Source organism: Actinomycetospora sp. CA-053990 (genome assembly GCF_050948445.1).
Lineage (GTDB): Bacteria > Actinomycetota > Actinomycetes > Mycobacteriales > Pseudonocardiaceae > Actinomycetospora > Actinomycetospora callitridis.
This window is the reverse complement of the sequence record NZ_CP192043.1, coordinates 5,936,449-5,952,636: the sequence shown is the minus strand read 5'-3', so window position 1 is coordinate 5,952,636 and position 16,188 is coordinate 5,936,449. Positions and strand designations below refer to the sequence as shown.

The window sequence follows — 16,188 nt, the reverse complement described above, 5'->3', positions numbered from 1 at the left end:
TGGAGCTCAGCCGACGACGCGCTGCAGCCGCGCAGACGTGTGCGGCTGCATCGGCTGGCCCTCCATGGCGCGCTCCTCGACGTAGGCGAGGTCGCCGTCGTCGACGATGCCGTAGAGCCGGGTCGCGCCGTTGACCTCCTTCGCCGTGGAGGTCCGGGCGATCGCGTCCGTCTGCAGTTCCCAGGAGGTCTGCGTGCGGCTCTCGCCGTAGTACAGCTCGATGATCCCGGTGTGGTGCGCGAGCAGGAGCTCGAGCGTGCCGTCCTCCTGCGCGCGCCACCAACCGACCTCACGGGCGGCGGGCCGCACCACGGCCCCGCCCGGCCCGTCGAGGATCCAGGAGCGGGCCTCCCAGGACAGGAACGGCCGGCCGTCGTGCGCGACGGTGATCTGCTGCCCGAAGTGGAACGGGCCGTCGATCGTCGGGTAGACGACCTCGCCCTCACCGCGCCAGACCCCGACCAGCGGCAGCAGGCCCAGGAGCGCGTCGTTCAGCTCCGGACCGAGCCGCAGGTTCGCGGTGTCGTTCGGGATCGGGAGGTCGTCCCACCCGGGGATGTTGGCGCCCCGGGTGCGCTCGGCGCGCTCCGCGGCCGCCCGGATCGCCTCGTTGCCGCTGCTGCCCTCGGGCAGGTCGGGATCGTCGGGGTTGATGGACGAACTCATCGCTCCTCCTCGCCGGTGAGTGCCTCGTCGCGGAAGAGCCGCCGCGTCAGCACGACGCCGGCGCCGAGGATTCCGGCGCTGCACGCAGCGAGCAGGACGGTGTAGAACCACGCCACCGGCCCACCCTAACGACCACCGCCCGCCCGCCCCGCCGCGGTGGGCGGGACGAGCGGGCGGAGGGGGCGGAGGGGGGTGGCTCTCAGGCCGCGACCGAGACCTCGGTCGTGAACAGGCCCGGGCCACCGACGGTGACCTCGGACTGGCCGTTGCCCGAGCGCGAGAGCGCGCGGACGGTCCAGGTGCCCGGGGCCGCGAAGAACCGGTAGTCCCCGGAGGCCGAGGACACGACCTCGGCGGTGAACTCACCGGTGCCGTCGAGGAGCCGGACGTAGGCCCCGCCGACGGGCGACCCGCCCGCGAGGACCTTCCCGACCAGCACCGACTCCTTCGAGAGGTCGGTGCCGGCGGGCAGCTCGGCGGTCTGCTCGGGCGCTCCACACATCAGGAACCACTCCCACTCTGTCCGGGCCCAGTCTCGATCGGCACACCGATCAGCGATCCGTACTCGGTCCAGCTGCCGTCGTAGTTCTTGACGTCGGACTCGCCGAGGAGCTCGTGCAGCGCGAACCACGTGTGCGAGCTGCGCTCGCCGATGCGGCAGTACGCGATGGTCGAGCGCGAGGAGTCGAGCCCCTGCTCGGAGTAGAGCTTGCGCAGCTCGTCGTCCGACTTGAAGGTGCCGTCCTCGTTGGCGGCCTTCGACCACGGCACGTTGAGCGCCGAGGGGATGTGGCCGCCGCGCTGCGCCTGCTCCTGCGGGAGGTGCGCCGGGGCGAGCAGCTTGCCGGAGAACTCGTCGGGCGAGCGCACGTCGACGAGGTTCTTGGTGCCGATCGCGTTGACGACCTCGTCGCGGAAGGCGCGGATCGAGGTGTCCTGCTCCTGGGCGGTGTAGGAGGTCTGCGAGCGCTGCGGGACCTCGGTGTCGAGCTTGCGCCCGTCGAGCTCCCACTTCTTGCGGCCACCGTCGAGCAGCTTGACGGCCTGGTGGCCGTAGAGCTTGAAGTACCAGTAGGCATAGGCCGCGAACCAGTTGTTGTTGCCGCCGTAGAGGATGACGGTGTCGTCGTTGCCGATGCCCTTGGCGGACAGCAGCTTCTCGAAGCCGGCCTTGTCGACGAAGTCGCGGCGGACCTGGTCCTGCAGCTCGGTCTTCCAGTCGAGCTTGACGGCGCCGGGGATGTGCCCGCCGTCGTAGGCGGTGGTGTCCTCGTCGACCTCCACGAAGACCGTGTTGGGGGCGTCGAGGTTCTGCTCGGCCCAGTCGGCACTGACCAGGGCGTCCTGGCGGCTCATGTGTGTTGCTCCTCGGGTGCTTGCGGATTTCTGGTGGTTCTCACGACGGGATCCCCGCCGGCGACCCCCGTACAGCCGAGGACCCGCGATCACACTGCGAAGGACGTCAGGTGGGCGGTCCGGGCGCGGAGTCGTCCGGGGGCCGGGTCAGCAACAGAGGCTGGAGTCCACACGGCACAGGTCCACCACGCGTCGCTGGGTGAGCCCGCCGTCCACACGCGCCACGCTACCGAAGAATCGGGCGCCGACCGAGGGTGACGTCACACGCTCGTGGAGCGCGCTCACCCGGTGCGACGCCACGGGGCCAGCGAGCCCAGCAGATCGGCCCGTCGCGGCACCCCCACGTGGCGCGCCAGCTCGACCCCCGCGGGGTCGACGACCAGCGTCGTCGGGGTGCGGCGGATCCCCAGCAGCCGCACGAGCTCGGGGCGCATCGCGACGTCGACCTCGCGCACCGTCAGCCCGGGGTGCTCGCCGGCGACGTCGGTGAGCACGGCCCGGGAGGCCCGGCAGTCGGCGCAGAACTGCGACGACAGCTGCAGCAGCGCGAGACCGCCGGGTGGGCCGGCGAGGTCGCGCGGGAGGACGCCGGTCACGGCGTCGCCCGGTCGCTGCGGACCCACCGGACGGAGGTCGCGGCGCGTGCCCTCGGGGCCCGGGTCGGGGGCCGACGGGACCGGGGTGAGTCCCCCGGCCGCCGTGGCGCGCGAGCGCCGGAGCCGGACGATCGCGAGGACGAGCCCCACGACGAGCACCACCGCCAGGGCCGCGGCGGCGGCCACCAGCACCCAGCCCGACACCCGGAATCCTCCCCCGCCCGCACGATCCGTCCTGCTCACGCAGCGTAGCCCGCGGTCCGGGTCACCGGATCGGCGGGGAGGTGGCCCCTGACCGGCGCTTTCCGGGCGGACAGGCTTGCGGACCCGACGTGACATGGAACGCTCAGCAGGGTGACGGCGCGGTGAACTGGTCTAGGGTCCACCCCACGATCGCGGAGGGAGATTCGCGTGGAGCTGCTGCTGCTCACCGCCGACCCCGAGCCGACGTCAGTGTTGCCGTCGCTGACCCTGCTACCCCATGGACTCCGGACCGCAGCCCCCGAGGTGGCGGCCCTGCTCGATGCCGGCCCGCACGACGCCGTGCTGGTCGACGCCCGGCACGACCTCGCCGCCGCCCGCAGCCTCTGTCGCCTGCTGGGCTCCACCGGCCTGGACGTCCCGGTGATCGCCATCCTCACCGAGGGCGGTCTCGTCGCGGTGTCCCTCGAGTGGGGCGTCGACGAAGTGCTGCTGCCCGGCGCGGGCCCCGCCGAGGTGGACGCCCGGCTGCGCCTGCTGCGGGCCCGGCGCGCCTCCGACGGCGCCGGCGCCGAGGGTGCGCTGGTGCTCGGTGAGCTCGTGATCGACGAGGCGACCTACACCGCCCGCCTGCGTGGGCGGCCGCTCGACCTCACCTACAAGGAGTTCGAGCTCCTCAAGTACCTCGCCCAGCACGCCGGCCGGGTCTTCACCCGCGCGCAGCTGCTCCAGGAGGTCTGGGGCTACGACTTCTTCGGCGGCACCCGCACCGTCGACGTCCACGTGCGGCGGCTGCGGGCGAAGCTCGGCCCGGAGCACGAGCAGCTCATCGGCACCGTGCGCAACGTCGGCTACAAGTTCGTCCGTCCGATGCGCGGCGTGCTCGGGACGGCGCAGACCGCGTCCGACGAGTCCGACGACGCCGAGGAGGATGCACCGGCGACGAGCCCCCGGAGCACCCCCGCCACGCCGGTTCCGCGGTCGACCGGGTCCTGGGACGACGCCCGGGTGGTGCGTCCCGCCGCCTGGGCGCGGGGCGTCTGAGGCGAGGAGCGCTACGGTCACCGCCGTGCTGGAGAGCCGGTGGGTGGCGACGGTGACGCCGCAGGAGGCGCAGGACGTCCACGCGCTGGTCGCCGCGGTCGCGGCGGCCGACGGGGTGGACGCCTACGCCGAGCCCGCGCGTCGCGACCTCGACGCGATCGTCGACGGCGGGCGTCCCACCACGCGGCACCTGCTCGTGAGCGACGGCGGCGACCTCGTCGGCCACGCGCTGCTCGACGGCGAGAACCTCGACGACCCGGTCGCCGAGCTCTCCGTGCACCCCGCCCACCGTCGTCGTGGGGTCGGCGCCGCGGTGGTCGACGCGGTGCTCGAGGAGTCACCCCTGGCGCGGTTCTGGGCCCACGGCGACCACCCGGGTGCCGCACGCCTGGCCGAGCGGGCCGGGCGCCGCCGCGCCCGCGAGCTGTGGCGCATGCGCCGGCCCGCCCCCGGGCACGAGGCCCCGCCGCTGCCGGCGCTGGTGGTCCCCGACGGCGTCGCGATCCGGCCGCTGCGGGTGGGGCAGGACGAGGACGCCGTGGTGGCGGTGAACAACCGCGCGTTCTCGTGGCACCCCGAGCAGAGCGGCTGGACCACCGACGACGTCGCCGCGATCGAGGCGGAGTCCTGGTTCGACGCCGACGGAGTGCTGCTGGCGTGGGACACCGCGTCCGGCGACCTGCTCGGCTTCCACTTCACGAAGGTGCACGCCGTCTCCGAGACGGTGCCCGAGCCGCTGGGCGAGGTGTACGTCGTGGGTGTCGACCCCGGCGCGCAGGGCCGCGGTCTGGGCAGGGCGCTCACCCTCGCGGGGCTCCACCATCTCGGCGATCGCGGTCTGCGCACGACCATCCTGTACGTGGAGGGCGACAACGCCCCGGCGATCGCGACCTACCGTCGCCTCGGCTTCGAGCGCGACGCGGTGGACGTCTCCTACCAGCGCTGATCGCCGAGAGTGACCGACGTCGCACTCGCTCACCTCTCCGGGCGACGTTCCCGGGATGCGTTCATCCCTCGTTCATCCCGAGCGCTCCGAGCGTCCACCCGGCCTGCTTAGCCTCCGGTGGCGTGGTGCGACCCCGCGCTGCGACGTGCCCACGCGGAGGTGGGCAGGACGGACACGGAGGAATCTTCTGTGAGGTATCAGCGACGCGTCGCAGCGATCGGCCTGATCGCCGCATCGGCGCTCGTGCTCAGCGCGTGCGGCAGTGACGAGAACGCCGGTGGCGGCGGGGTGTCCGCGGCACCGGGCGTCACCTGTGGCGGCAAGCCCGACCTGCGCTCGAGCGGATCGTCGGCGCAGAACAACGCCATGACGCGCTTCGTCGCGACCTACCAGCAGACCTGCCAGGGCCAGACCCTGAACTACACGCCGAGCGGCTCGGGCGCGGGGCGCAACGAGTTCCTCGGCGGGCAGACCGACTTCGCCGGTTCGGACTCCGCGCTCAAGGACGGCGACGAGACCACCCGCGCCCAGGCGCGCTGCGCCTCCCCGGCCTGGAACCTGCCGCTCGTCTTCGGCCCCGTCGCGATCGCCTACAACGTCCCCGGCGTGACCGACCTGGTGCTCGACGGCCCCACGGCCGCGCGGGTGTTCAACGGTCAGGTCGCCACCTGGAACGACCCGGCGATCGCCGCCCTCAACCCGGGCAAGCAGCTCCCGGCCGCCCCGATCGTCGTGAACTTCCGTTCCGACGAGTCGGGCACCACCGAGAACTTCCAGAAGTACCTGGTCGCCGCCTCCAACGGCGCGTACGGCAAGGAGGCCGCGCAGACGTTCAACGGCGGTGTCGGCGCCGGCGCCCGCGGCAGCCAGGGCGTCGCCGACGCCACCAAGAACACCCCGAACTCGGTGACCTACGTCGAGTCGTCGTTCGCGCAGCGCGGCGGGCTCGGCATGGCGCAGATCATCAACGCCGGCGGCGGTCAGCCGGTGCCGCTGAGCACCGAGTCGGTGGCCACGGCCGTCAACAACGTGCAGGTCACCGGTCAGGGCAACGACCTGAAGCTGGACCTGAACAGCCTCTACCAGACCAACGCCCCGGGCGCGTACCCGATCGCGCTCGCGACCTACGAGATCGTCTGCTCGAACTACGCCGACGACCAGACCGCCGGTGCGGTCCGGGGCTTCCTGCAGACCGCGCTCTCCCCGAACGCCCAGCAGGCCCTGCCGGACGCGGGCTACGTCCCGCTGCCCGAGCAGTTCAAGCAGCGTCTGACCACCGCGGTCAACGCCATCCAGTAACGGACCGGCGACACGATTGCCCGGCGACGACGAGGCGGACGGAACCCCGGCTGTGACCGAACGCACCACGGCGGCTCGCCCGCGGGACCCTCAGGACGAGGGTTCTGCGGCCGGGTCGGCCACCCTGGACACCGTGACCGACACCGACCCCGGTAGGGGAGGGACGGATCGAGGGAAGGCCACCCCGGGACGCGGCGAACGCATCTTCCGGGGGCTGACCTCGGGCTCCGGCCTCCTCGTCGTCGCGGCCATCGCCGCGATCGGGCTCTTCCTGCTCGTGCAGGCGGTGCCCTCCCTGCTGGCGAACAACGCCAACTTCCTGACGTCGCCGGTGTTCGACACCCGCGACGCGGCGGACCTCAACTTCGGTATCCGTGACCTGCTCGTGGTCACGCTGCTGTCGTCGCTGTTCGCCCTGGTCCTCGCGATGCCGATCGCCCTGGGCATCGCGCTGTTCCTCACCCAGTACGCGCCCAAGCGGGTCGCGCGCCCGTTCGCCTACGTGATCGACCTGCTGGCCGCCGTGCCGTCGATCATCTACGGCCTCTGGGGCATCGCGGTGCTCGCGCCGGCCCTGCTGCCGATCGCGACGTTCCTGCGCGACGACCTGGGCTGGTTCTTCCTCTTCGCGCCGGGCAACCTGCCCGTCCTCACCGGCACGATCTTCACCGGCGGCGTGGTGCTCGCGGTGATGATCCTGCCGATCATCACCGCGGTCACCCGCGAGGTGTTCTCCCAGGCCCCGCGCTTCCACATCGAGGCGGCGCAGGCGCTGGGGGCCACCCGCTGGGAGGTCATCCGCATGGCCGTCCTGCCCTACGGGCGCAGCGGCTACATCGCCGGCTCGATGCTCGGCCTCGGCCGCGCGCTCGGCGAGACGATCGCGGTCCTCATCGTCATCCGGGCGGCCACCACGCCGTCGGGCTTCAGCCTGTTCGACGGCGGCTACACGTTCGCCTCGCTGATCGCGTCCGCGGCCTCGGAGTTCAGCCAGCCGCTGCCCACCGGCGCCTACATCGCGGCCGGCCTGGTCCTGTTCGTCCTGACCTTCGTGGTCAACGCGATCGCCCGCGTGGTCGCCGGCGGGAAGGTGAACGGCTGATGAGCACCGCGACCGGCCTCAACTCTCCGGAGCGCCCCGCCACCACACCGACCTTCCAGGCCCCGAGCACCGGCCGGAAGATCAAGAACAACCTCGCGACGTTCCTCGTCGGGCTCGCGTTCGTCATCGCCCTGATCCCGCTGGTGTGGGTGCTCGCGACGGTCGTCATCCGCGGCATCGGCGCGATCCTGTCCTCCGACTGGTGGGGCAAGTCGCTCTCGGGCGTGCTGCCGGAGTCGTACGCCGGCGGCGTCTACCACGCGATCTACGGCACGCTGATCCAGGCGGCGCTCGCGGCCGTCATCGCCGTGCCGATCGGCATCCTGGCCGCGATCTACCTCGTCGAGTACGGGCGCGGGCGCCTGGCGAAGACCACCAGCTTCATGGTCGACATCCTCGCCGGCGTGCCCTCGATCGTCGCCGCGCTGTTCATCTTCGCGGCGTTCATCTCGATCCTCGGCGCCGAGCAGAGCGCCTTCATGGTGTCGCTGGCGCTGGTGCTGCTCATGCTCCCGGTGGTCATCCGCAACACCGAGGAGATGCTGCGGCTGGTGCCCGACGAGCTCCGCGAGGCGGCCTACGCGCTCGGCATCCCGAAGTGGAAGACGATCCTGCGGATCGTCCTGCCCACCGCCCTGTCGGGCACCGTGACCGGCGTGATGCTGGCCCTCGCCCGCGTGATGGGCGAGACCGCCCCGGTCCTCGTGCTCGTCGGCTACTCGCAGTCCATCAACTTCGACCCGTTCTCCGGGAACATGGCCTCGCTGCCGCTGTTGATGTTCTCGGAGCTCTCGAACCCGGAGCCGTCCGGCCAGTTCCGCATCTGGGGCGCCGCGCTGACGCTCATCCTCATCATCATGATCCTGCAGCTCGGGGCGAGCGTCGTGTCGCGCTTCTCCGCCATCTCGAAGTAGAGGAACACCGTGGCCAAGCGACTGGACCTGAAGGCCGTCGACATCTTCTACGGCGACTTCCACGCCGTGCAGGACGTCAACCTCTCGGTGTCGCCGCGCAGCGTCACCTCGTTCATCGGCCCGTCGGGCTGTGGCAAGTCGACCGTGCTCCGGACGCTGAACCGGATGCACGAGGAGATCCCCGGCGCCCGCGTCGACGGCGAGGTGCTGCTCGACGGCGAGGACATCTACGCCCGCAGCGCCGACGCGGTGGCCGTGCGCCGCACGATCGGCATGGTCTTCCAGCGCCCCAACCCGTTCCCGACGATGTCGATCCGCGACAACGTCGTGGCCGGCCTGAAGCTCCAGGGCGTGCGCGACAAGAAGAAGCTCGACGAGGTGGCCGAGGCCTCGCTGCGCGGCGCGAACCTCTGGAAGGAGGTCAAGGACCGCCTCGACAAGCCCGGCGGCAGCCTCTCCGGCGGTCAGCAGCAGCGCCTGTGCATCGCCCGCGCGATCGCCGTCCAGCCCGACGTGCTGCTCATGGACGAGCCGTGCTCCGCGCTCGACCCGATCTCGACGCTGGCGATCGAGGACCTCATCGGGGACCTCAAGAAGGAGTACACGATCGTCATCGTCACCCACAACATGCAGCAGGCGGCGCGGGTGAGCGACCAGACGGCCTTCTTCAACCTCGAGGCCACCGGCAAGCCCGGCAAGCTGGTCGAGATCGACGACACCGAGAAGATCTTCTCGAACCCGCGCGAGCAGGCCACCGAGGACTACATCTCCGGCCGCTTCGGTTAGTCGCGCAAGCACGAGAGCCCCTCCCGCAGCAGGCTGCGGGAGGGGCTCTCGTCGGCGTGTGCGCGCTCAGGCCTCGGGCGTGTTGGGCATCTTGCCGGTGACCATGAAGACCACGCGGCGGGCGACGGCCACGGCGTGGTCGGCGAAGCGCTCGTAGAAGCGGCCCAGGAGCGTCACGTCGATGGCGGGCGCGACACCGCTCGGCCAGTCCTTGCTCAGCAGCAGGGTGAACAGGTGGCGGTGCAGGTCGTCCATGGCGTCGTCGTCGGACTCCATGGTGAACGCGAGCTCGACGTCGCGCGTGAGGATGACCTTGCGGGCGTCCTGGGCCAGGTCGAGCGCCACGCGGCCCATCTCGGCGAAGTAGGGGGCGACGTCCTCGGGCAGCACCTTGGCCGGGTGGCGACGACGCGCCGCCTTGGCGACGTGCAGGGCGAGGTCACCCATCCGCTCGAGGTCGCCCGCGGAGTGGATCGCCGCGATGACCGAGCGCAGGTCGCCGGCCACCGGCGCCTGGAGGGCGAGCAGGCCGAACGCCTGCTCCTCGGCCTGGCTGCGCAGGGCGTCGATCTTCGTGTCGGAGGAGATGACCTCCTCGGCCAGGTCGAGGTCGCCCTCGAGCAGGGCGGTCGTCGCCTTCTTCATGGCCTCGCCGGCCATCTGGGACATCTCGGCGAGCTCTTCGGAGAGGGCGGCGAGCTTCTCGTTGTAGGCCGTGCGCATGTCGCGCAACGTACGCGGACGGCCGGTCGTCCGTCCGACGACGGCATGAACCGGGGATGAACGCCGCCGGGTCAGGCGCAGGAGGCGTCGGCGGCCGTGATCGTCGGGTTGACCGGCGCGGACGGCGTCGCCCCGTCCGAGCGCACCTCGCCGTCGAAGTCGTCGCCCAGGGTCAGGGTCAGCGTGCTGCGCCCCGCACCGCCGGGCTCGAGCCGGGCCCCCGGCACGGCGGCGCCCAGCGCCGACGCGGCGGCGGCCTGGTCGGGCGAGTAGCGGATCGTCGTCCCGGCCCCGCCCGACGACGCGCCCCCGTCGTCGCTGGTCACGACGAAGCCGGCGGAGCGCAGACGGTCCGCCACGCGCTCGGCCGAGGGTCCGTCCGAAGCCCTGCCCTCGTCGCCGCCGTCCTCGCCCTCGTCGTCACCGCGGTCCTCGGCGGGTGAGCGCGCGTCCACGAGCCGGATGTCGGCGGGGGCCGGGGCGGGCACGGGCGCGGCCGGCACGCCGGGTGCCGGTGCCCCGCTACCCGGCAGCGGGTCGTTGCCGATGATCGCGTCGAACATGGCCCGCTCGTCGCCGCGGCGCAGCACCTCGTTGCCGCGGTCGTTGGCGAGCCCCGTGGTCGGCACCGTCACGAAGCTGACGGTGCGCGGGTCCAGGCTGCCCAGCGACTGCGAGAGCGCGAGCAGCTGGTCGGAGCCGATGTTCTCGCCGAACGTGGAGCGCGAGACGGCCTCGACGAGCCCCTCGAGGCGGCTGGGGTCGAGCAGCGTGCCGGCCGAGAGCACCGAGCGCAGCAGCGCGCCGAGGAACCGCTGCTGGCGCTGGATGCGGCCGTAGTCGCTCGACGGGTCGCCCTCGACGTGGCGGGCGCGGACGTAGTCGAGCGCCTGCTGCCCGCTCAGGACGGTGGGGCCGGCCTGGGGGATGACGGTGCCGAGCACGGAGTCGCGCACCGGGCGCTCCACGCAGATCGGCACACCGCGCACGGCGTCGACCATGCCCTGGAAGCCCTGGAAGTCGATGCCGAGGAAGCGGTTGATCGCCAGGCCCGAGAGCTCCTGGATCGCGCGGGTCACGCAGCGCGGCCCGCCCGCGGCGTAGGCCGAGTTGAGCTTCACGCGCGGGGTCGGCGGCAGCATCTGCGGCGAGTAGGCGCCGGAGACGGGGTCCCAGCGCTCGCAGGCCGGCCGGGTGATCTCGAGGTCGCGGGGGAACGACACCACCGTGACCGTCGACCGGTCCTCCGGAACGTGCACGACCATGATCGTGTCGGTGCGGGCCCCGGGCACGTCGGCGGTGTCGCCGGCGTCCTCCGACGGGGGCGCCCCGGCGCGGCTGTCCGAGCCGACGACGAGGAAGTTCTGGTCGCCGGCCTGCGCGGCGGCGTTCTGGATGGCCGACGAGTTCGGGTCCAGCGCGCCGATCTGGCGCACCGCGGCCTCGACCCACGACGCCGCGCCCCACCCGAGCCCGCACACGACGACGACGAGGACCGCGCAGGTCGCGGTGAGCAGCCGCGCCGTCCGGCGCCAGGTCCACCGCCGCCGCCACGTCGTGAAGCGGCTGCCCACCGAGGCGAGCACCGCCGACGTGGCGGCGTACTCGGTCTCGCCCGCGCGGGCCTCGGTGGCGGCCGGGCGCCGCGGCGCGGCCTCGCTCGTCGCCGCCGCGGCCCGGACGTGACGGACCGCGGGCGACTCCACGGGCGCGGGCTCGGGCTCGGGGGCCCGGGGCTCGTCCGCCTCCGGCTCGTCCGGCTCCTCGGGGGAGGCGGATCGGCCGGACGCGCGACGTCGGGTCGGGGGCCGGCCACCGGGGGGACGGGCGCGGCGGTGGTCGGGACGACGGCGGGGGTGGCCGGGCGCCGGGGCGCGGGCGCCACCGGGGCGCCGGGCGGCACCGGAGGGCTGGACGGCACCGGAGGGCTGGGCGGGGGCGCGGTCGGCGGGGGCGGGGCCGCGCGCGCCGGGATGCGCCCCGCGGGCAGCGTCACCGCGTCCACCGGACCCCGCGTGGACGGTGCCTTCGCCGCGGCCGGCGACGGGATGCCCGCCGACGGGGTGCCGGGCGAGGACGGGATCGCGGACGGCGCGGTCACGAGCCCTGCGCCGGGTGGGCGGAGACCGAGACGCGGCCCGCGCTTGCGGGTCAGCGGCACCATCGTCGGCCGGCGCCCGGCCTGGGCCGTCGGGGTGGCGACGGGGATGCGGAACGGCGCCGACGCGGGGCCCGTGCGCGCCGCGGGAGAGCGGACCACGTCGGACCCGGGAGCCCCGGGGCGGGAGCCCCGGGCCGGGTCGCCGGCGCGGTCGTCGGTCACGCATCTCCTCGTGGCGGATGATCTCGGGCGGGCGGCCCGGAACACGGCTGGTCAGCAGCGGGATACTACGGCCGGGCCGGACTCCGACGGTCTCGGGGCCGTTACGCCACGCGGTGACCGGAGCACAACGGTCGCCACACGACCGGGCGACACCGGACACCCGTTCGGGCACCGACGTGCTCAGGCCCGTCTCAGCGGCGCCGCGGCCGGGCGATCCGGCCGGGCCCCGGACGACGAGGTGCCCGGTGAGCGGTCGTCGGCGGTCAGGACGTCGCGAACGCGCCGCGGGCAGCGGCGGCGATCCCGCGACGGGCGGCAGCCGCTCCGGCCAGCCGCACGGTGCCGTCGTCGGCGTCGCGGTAGGCCACCGCGTTGCGGCCGGCGCGCTTGGCGACGTAGAGCAGGGCATCGGCGGCGTCGAGTCCGGGCGCGCCGGGGTGCGCGCCGGCGTCGAGGCACGTGACGCCCACGCTGACCGTGACGCGCAGGTCGTCGGCGAGCTCGTGCCACGGGTAGGCGTCGACCCGCGCGCGGGCCTCCTCGCACACCCGCACCGCCTCGGCCGGTGCGAGGCCGGGCAGGACGAGTGCGAACTCCTCGCCGCCGTAGCGCGCGCAGAAGCCCTCGTCGGGCAGCCCCTCGTTCATGAGGTCGACGAGGCGGCGCAGCACCCGGTCGCCCACGGCGTGCCCGTGCGTGTCGTTCACGGTCTTGAAGTGGTCGACGTCGGCCAGCGCGACGCAGGCGGGCGAGTCGGCGCCCTCACCACGCAGCGTGCTCAGCCGCTCGTCGAGGTAGCGACGGTTCCAGGTGGCGGTGAGGCTGTCCCGACGGCTCTGTTCGCGGGCCTCGGCACGCTCGCGTCGGAGACGATCGACCTCGATGCGTAACTGATCGGGCACTTCGTCCGGCGTCGTCCGCTCGTCCCGCACGAGCGAGACCGCGGCCTTGAGGTGCTGGTACGCGCGGCGCCAGTCGCCGCGGTCGGCGAGGACCTCGGCGGCCGCCTCGTGGGCCCGCGCCTGGTCGGACCGGCCGGCGACGGTCGGTGCCCCGGATCGTGTGTCGGAGGGCACCGCGTCGAGCCCGACGATCGGAGAGGTGGGGAAACCGCAGGTGACGGTGCCCTCGTCGGGGGCGGGGTGCGCGGCGGGGGTCGGGACCCCGGCGTCGGGCACCGGCTCCGCGGTCGGCGTCGCCACGGTCCCGCGTCCCGGCAGCAGCCCGGCCAAGCGCACACACATCACCTCCGTCCCTGCTCCTAGTGTCGCCCTCGATCATGGTTCTGTAACGGTCCTTCGCCGCGTCGCCGACAACTTCGCTCAGTCGGCGCACGTGACGCTGCGTAGACGGATCCCGCGCCGACACGTTCGGCCCACCTTGAGTCGCCCGCGACGGTGGTCGTGGCGGACGCGCGCATGCCGGCCGTGACGTGTGATCGACGTGATGCCGGGCTCCGATACGAGGAGTAGCGCCCGGCGAGGGCTCAGCCGCCGGAGTGCATGACGTCGGCGCCCGCCGGGACGGTGTCGTCCTCGGGGTCGTCGAGCCATCCCTCGGGCAGGGTCACGTGCCCGGGCGAGCCCTGCCGGCCGCGCGGGCCGTCCGCGTCGGGCGGGAACGGCAGGTCGGCGTCGAGCTGCGCGAGCAGCTCGTCGAGACGCTCCAGCCCGTCGATCATCCCCAGCTCGCGGCGGAGCTCCGACCCGACGGCGAAGCCGTGCAGGTACCAGGACATGTGCTTGCGGGAGTCACGCACGCCCTTGCGCTCGCCGTGGTGGGCGATGAGCAGCTCCACGTGGCGCCGCATCACCGCGGCGACCTCGCCGAGGCGCGGGGGTGTGGGGATCGGGCGGCCGGCCAGCGCGGCCTCGAGCTCCCCGAAGAGCCACGGGCGCCCCAGGCAGCCCCGCCCGACGACCACGCCGTCGCAGGCGGTCTTCTCCATCATGGCCACGGCGTCGGTCGCGGCGAAGATGTCGCCGTTGCCGAGCACCGGTACCTCCGCGGGCACTGCCTCGCGCAGATCGGCGATGCGGTCCCAGTCGGCGTGGCCCGAGTAGCGCTGCGCCGCGGTGCGCGCGTGCAGGGCGACGGCGGCCGCACCCTCGGCGGCGGCGATGCGCCCGGCGTCGAGGAACGTCACGTGGTCCTCGTCGATGCCGACGCGCATCTTCACCGTCAACGGCAACCCGCCGCGGGACGCCGAGGCGACGGCCGTGCGCACGATCGACTCGAACAGCCGCCGCTTGTAGGGCAGCGCCGCCCCGCCGCCGCGCCGCGTCACCTTGGGCACCGGACAGCCGAAGTTGAGGTCGACGTGGTCGGCGAGGTCCTCGTCGACGATCCGGTCGATCGCGCGGCCGATCGTCTCGGGATCGACGCCGTAGAGCTGCATCGAGCGCGGTGTCTCGTCCGGGTCGAACGCGATCATCTCGGCGGTGCCGGGGTGCTTCTCCACCAGCGCCCGCGCGGTGATCATCTCGCAGACGTAGAGCCCTGCGCCCTGCTCGCGGCACAGGCGGCGGAACGCGACGTTCGTGATGCCGGCCATCGGCGCGAGCACGACGGGCGTCGGCAGCTCGAGGGGACCGATGCGCAGCACGGCCTCAGTCTCCCAGCTTGTGCGCCCGGATCTCGTGCCCCGCGGACGTCAGGCACCGACCGGTCCGGAGGTTGAACTTCCAGTTGTGCAGCGTGCAGGTGAGCACCTCGCCGTCGACGGCGCCGAACTTCGACAGGTCCGCGGACAGGTGCGGGCAGCGCGCCTGCACCGCCCAGCCGTCGAGCTCGATGTCGCGCCCGTCGTCGTTCTGCGCGTCGTACCAGTTCTCGACGTAGTCCATCCGCTCCTCGGACAGACACTTGAAGAACGTGTAGAGGTACTCGTTGTACTGGCCGACGCGCGTCGCGGTGAAGCGCACGGACAGGAACAGCGAGTTCGACCAGTCGACCTCGCCGGTCGCGATGTTGGTCTGCACGAGCGTCGCCGGCATGCCCCAGCGGTAGCGGGCCTGCTCGCCGTTGTAGATGCGGATCTCGCGGGCCGGGAAGTCGAACGCCAGCGACAGCGTGCCGTCCTCGTCGACCCCGGGGGTGTCGTCGGGCATGCCGTGCAGGTCCATCCGGACCGGGCCGCCGATGCCGTCGCACATGTGGTCGGCGCGCTTCATCAGCGGCTCGATCCACTCCTTGAGCTGGCGCAGGATGTCCGGCTGCGGCGCCGCCCACTGCGCCTTCTGCGCCTCGATCGCGGGCCGGGTGCGCTCGGCGAAGTCGCGCAGGTAGCGCTCCTTGTCGAGGAAGATCGTCTCGATCTCGGCGTCCGACATCGGGTGCGTGAGGTCGTCCACGGTGCCGTGGCCGATCTCGGCGGTCGTTCCGGGCAGGAGCAGGTGGCCCTGCTGGTCGCTCCCGCTGTCGTGGCCGAGCTCCCGCATCCGGGCCAGGAACTCCCACTGGTCGGTGAAGATCGACTCGTCCTCGACGCCCTCGTAGCCCAGGCCGTTCCACTTGAAGAGCTCGTCGTCGAGGAAGCAGGGCGGGCCCGCCGTCGGGAAGACGTGCGCGGCGCCGACCTCGCGGATGTAGCGCATCGCCCGGTCCTCCTGGCCGATGCGCTTGCGGCGGGCGAACTCGCGCTTCGCGGCCTTGGGCAGGTCGTAGACCATCGGCCACCAGATGGCGCCGGAGAACTGCGTGAAGTGCGCGTCGTAGGCGCCGAACTCCAGCAGCTTCGGGATGTCCAGCGGGTGCGCGTCGTTCTGGTTGACGATCCGCGCGGTGCCGTCGTCGAGGGAGAGCGCGGAGTCGCCGATCGGGCCGTCGCCGGGCCCCTTCAGCGACGTGATCGTGAACCGCAGGCCGCCGTCGAGCTCCTGCGGGACACCGCTCTCCGTGCGCACGAAGTGCCGGAAGCCCAGCTCGCGCAGCTCGTTCTCGAGCTCGTCGGTGGGGTAGTCCGGCAGCAGGACGCGGGCGTCCTTCGAGACGTGGTCGCGCAGGTTCACCGCGTCGAAGTGGTCGCGGTGCAGGTGCGAGACGTAGAGGTAGTCGCAGTCCCCGAGGGCGTCCCAGTCCAGCTGCGTGTTGTCCGGGAACGGCACCCACGACGCGAAGAACGTCGGGTTCACCCACGGGTCGCACAGCACGCTGCCGCCCGTGGTCTCGAAACGCATCCCCGCGTGCCCGACTCCGGTCACCCGCACGAGCAGACCACCTCCATCACAGTG

15 protein-coding genes are annotated in these 16,188 nt (G+C 72.9%); 6 read left to right on the top strand and 9 right to left on the bottom strand.

The window, feature by feature from the left end; all coding sequences use genetic code 11:
• Nucleotides 1-6 precede the first annotated feature (6 nt).
• The 4 genes from ACQPYN_RS30300 to ACQPYN_RS30285 form a co-directional block, all read right to left on the bottom strand.
• The gene (locus ACQPYN_RS30300; RefSeq protein WP_433030784.1) at nt 7-666 is read right to left on the bottom strand and encodes an FABP family protein; all 660 of its coding nucleotides are present in this window, start codon (nt 664-666) and stop codon (nt 7-9) included.
• A 199-nt stretch (nt 667-865) separates the two neighbouring features.
• Nucleotides 866-1,168, bottom strand: coding sequence for a DUF1416 domain-containing protein (locus ACQPYN_RS30295; RefSeq protein ID WP_274196221.1), 303 nt, complete (start codon nt 1,166-1,168; stop codon nt 866-868).
• Nucleotides 1,168-2,022, bottom strand: coding sequence for a sulfurtransferase (locus ACQPYN_RS30290; protein ID WP_433030781.1), 855 nt, complete (start codon nt 2,020-2,022; stop codon nt 1,168-1,170). Before ACQPYN_RS30290 ends, ACQPYN_RS30295 begins: the two co-directional genes overlap by 1 nt.
• Nucleotides 2,023-2,303: 281 nt before the next feature.
• The gene (locus ACQPYN_RS30285) at nt 2,304-2,822 is read right to left on the bottom strand and encodes a TlpA family protein disulfide reductase (protein WP_433030778.1); all 519 of its coding nucleotides are present in this window, start codon (nt 2,820-2,822) and stop codon (nt 2,304-2,306) included.
• Between the two features lie 201 nt (nt 2,823-3,023).
• Here ACQPYN_RS30285 and ACQPYN_RS30280 point away from each other — a divergent pair, with 201 nt between their 5' ends.
• The 6 genes from ACQPYN_RS30280 (at nt 3,024) to pstB (ending at nt 8,910) form a co-directional block, all read left to right on the top strand.
• Nucleotides 3,024-3,863 (top strand): winged helix-turn-helix transcriptional regulator, encoded by an 840-nt coding sequence (locus tag ACQPYN_RS30280; protein ID WP_274196474.1) that lies wholly within the window; start codon nt 3,024-3,026, stop codon nt 3,861-3,863.
• 25 nt (nt 3,864-3,888) lie between these two features.
• The gene (gene mshD / locus ACQPYN_RS30275; RefSeq protein ID WP_433030776.1) at nt 3,889-4,809 is read left to right on the top strand and encodes a mycothiol synthase; all 921 of its coding nucleotides are present in this window, start codon (nt 3,889-3,891) and stop codon (nt 4,807-4,809) included.
• A gap of 189 nt (nt 4,810-4,998) precedes the next feature.
• Entirely contained in the window at nt 4,999-6,108 is a 1,110-nt protein-coding gene (gene pstS / locus ACQPYN_RS30270; protein ID WP_433030773.1) for a phosphate ABC transporter substrate-binding protein PstS, read from the top strand.
• A 133-nt stretch (nt 6,109-6,241) separates the two neighbouring features.
• On the top strand, nt 6,242-7,210 hold the full coding sequence (gene pstC, locus ACQPYN_RS30265) for a phosphate ABC transporter permease subunit PstC (protein WP_433030770.1): 969 nt from the start codon (nt 6,242-6,244) through the stop codon (nt 7,208-7,210).
• Nucleotides 7,210-8,124, top strand: coding sequence for a phosphate ABC transporter permease PstA (gene pstA, locus ACQPYN_RS30260; protein WP_433030767.1), 915 nt, complete (start codon nt 7,210-7,212; stop codon nt 8,122-8,124). Before pstC ends, pstA begins: the two co-directional genes overlap by 1 nt.
• Nucleotides 8,125-8,133: 9 nt before the next feature.
• Complete coding sequence (gene pstB / locus ACQPYN_RS30255) at nt 8,134-8,910, top strand: phosphate ABC transporter ATP-binding protein PstB (protein ID WP_433030764.1); 777 nt, start codon at nt 8,134-8,136, stop codon at nt 8,908-8,910.
• Nucleotides 8,911-8,976: 66 nt separating this feature from the next.
• Here the strand turns inward: pstB and phoU are convergent, their stop codons facing one another.
• From phoU to ACQPYN_RS30230, 5 genes are all read right to left on the bottom strand, one after another.
• On the bottom strand, nt 8,977-9,633 hold the full coding sequence (gene phoU, locus ACQPYN_RS30250) for a phosphate signaling complex protein PhoU (RefSeq protein WP_433030761.1): 657 nt from the start codon (nt 9,631-9,633) through the stop codon (nt 8,977-8,979).
• A 71-nt stretch (nt 9,634-9,704) separates the two neighbouring features.
• The gene (locus ACQPYN_RS30245; protein WP_433030758.1) at nt 9,705-11,339 is read right to left on the bottom strand and encodes an LCP family protein; all 1,635 of its coding nucleotides are present in this window, start codon (nt 11,337-11,339) and stop codon (nt 9,705-9,707) included.
• An 880-nt stretch (nt 11,340-12,219) separates the two neighbouring features.
• On the bottom strand, nt 12,220-13,194 hold the full coding sequence (locus ACQPYN_RS30240) for a GGDEF domain-containing protein (RefSeq protein WP_433030755.1): 975 nt from the start codon (nt 13,192-13,194) through the stop codon (nt 12,220-12,222).
• A gap of 248 nt (nt 13,195-13,442) precedes the next feature.
• On the bottom strand, nt 13,443-14,561 hold the full coding sequence (gene dusB / locus ACQPYN_RS30235) for a tRNA dihydrouridine synthase DusB (RefSeq protein WP_433030752.1): 1,119 nt from the start codon (nt 14,559-14,561) through the stop codon (nt 13,443-13,445).
• 4 nt (nt 14,562-14,565) lie between these two features.
• Complete coding sequence (locus ACQPYN_RS30230) at nt 14,566-16,164, bottom strand: Rieske 2Fe-2S domain-containing protein (protein ID WP_433030749.1); 1,599 nt, start codon at nt 16,162-16,164, stop codon at nt 14,566-14,568.
• Nucleotides 16,165-16,188: the final 24 nt, after the last annotated feature.

Bases quoted from the DNA above. Each gene is read 5' to 3' on its own strand.
- ACQPYN_RS30300 (WP_433030784.1), bottom strand. From the start codon at position 666: ATGAGTTCGTCCATCAACCCCGACGATCCCGACCTGCCCGAGGGCAGC.
- ACQPYN_RS30295 (WP_274196221.1), bottom strand. From the start codon at position 1,168: ATGTGTGGAGCGCCCGAGCAGACCGCCGAGCTGCCCGCCGGCACCGAC.
- ACQPYN_RS30290 (WP_433030781.1), bottom strand. From the start codon at position 2,022: ATGAGCCGCCAGGACGCCCTGGTCAGTGCCGACTGGGCCGAGCAGAAC.
- pstA (WP_433030767.1), top strand. From the start codon at position 7,210: ATGAGCACCGCGACCGGCCTCAACTCTCCGGAGCGCCCCGCCACCACA.
- phoU (WP_433030761.1), bottom strand. From the start codon at position 9,633: ATGCGCACGGCCTACAACGAGAAGCTCGCCGCCCTCTCCGAAGAGCTC.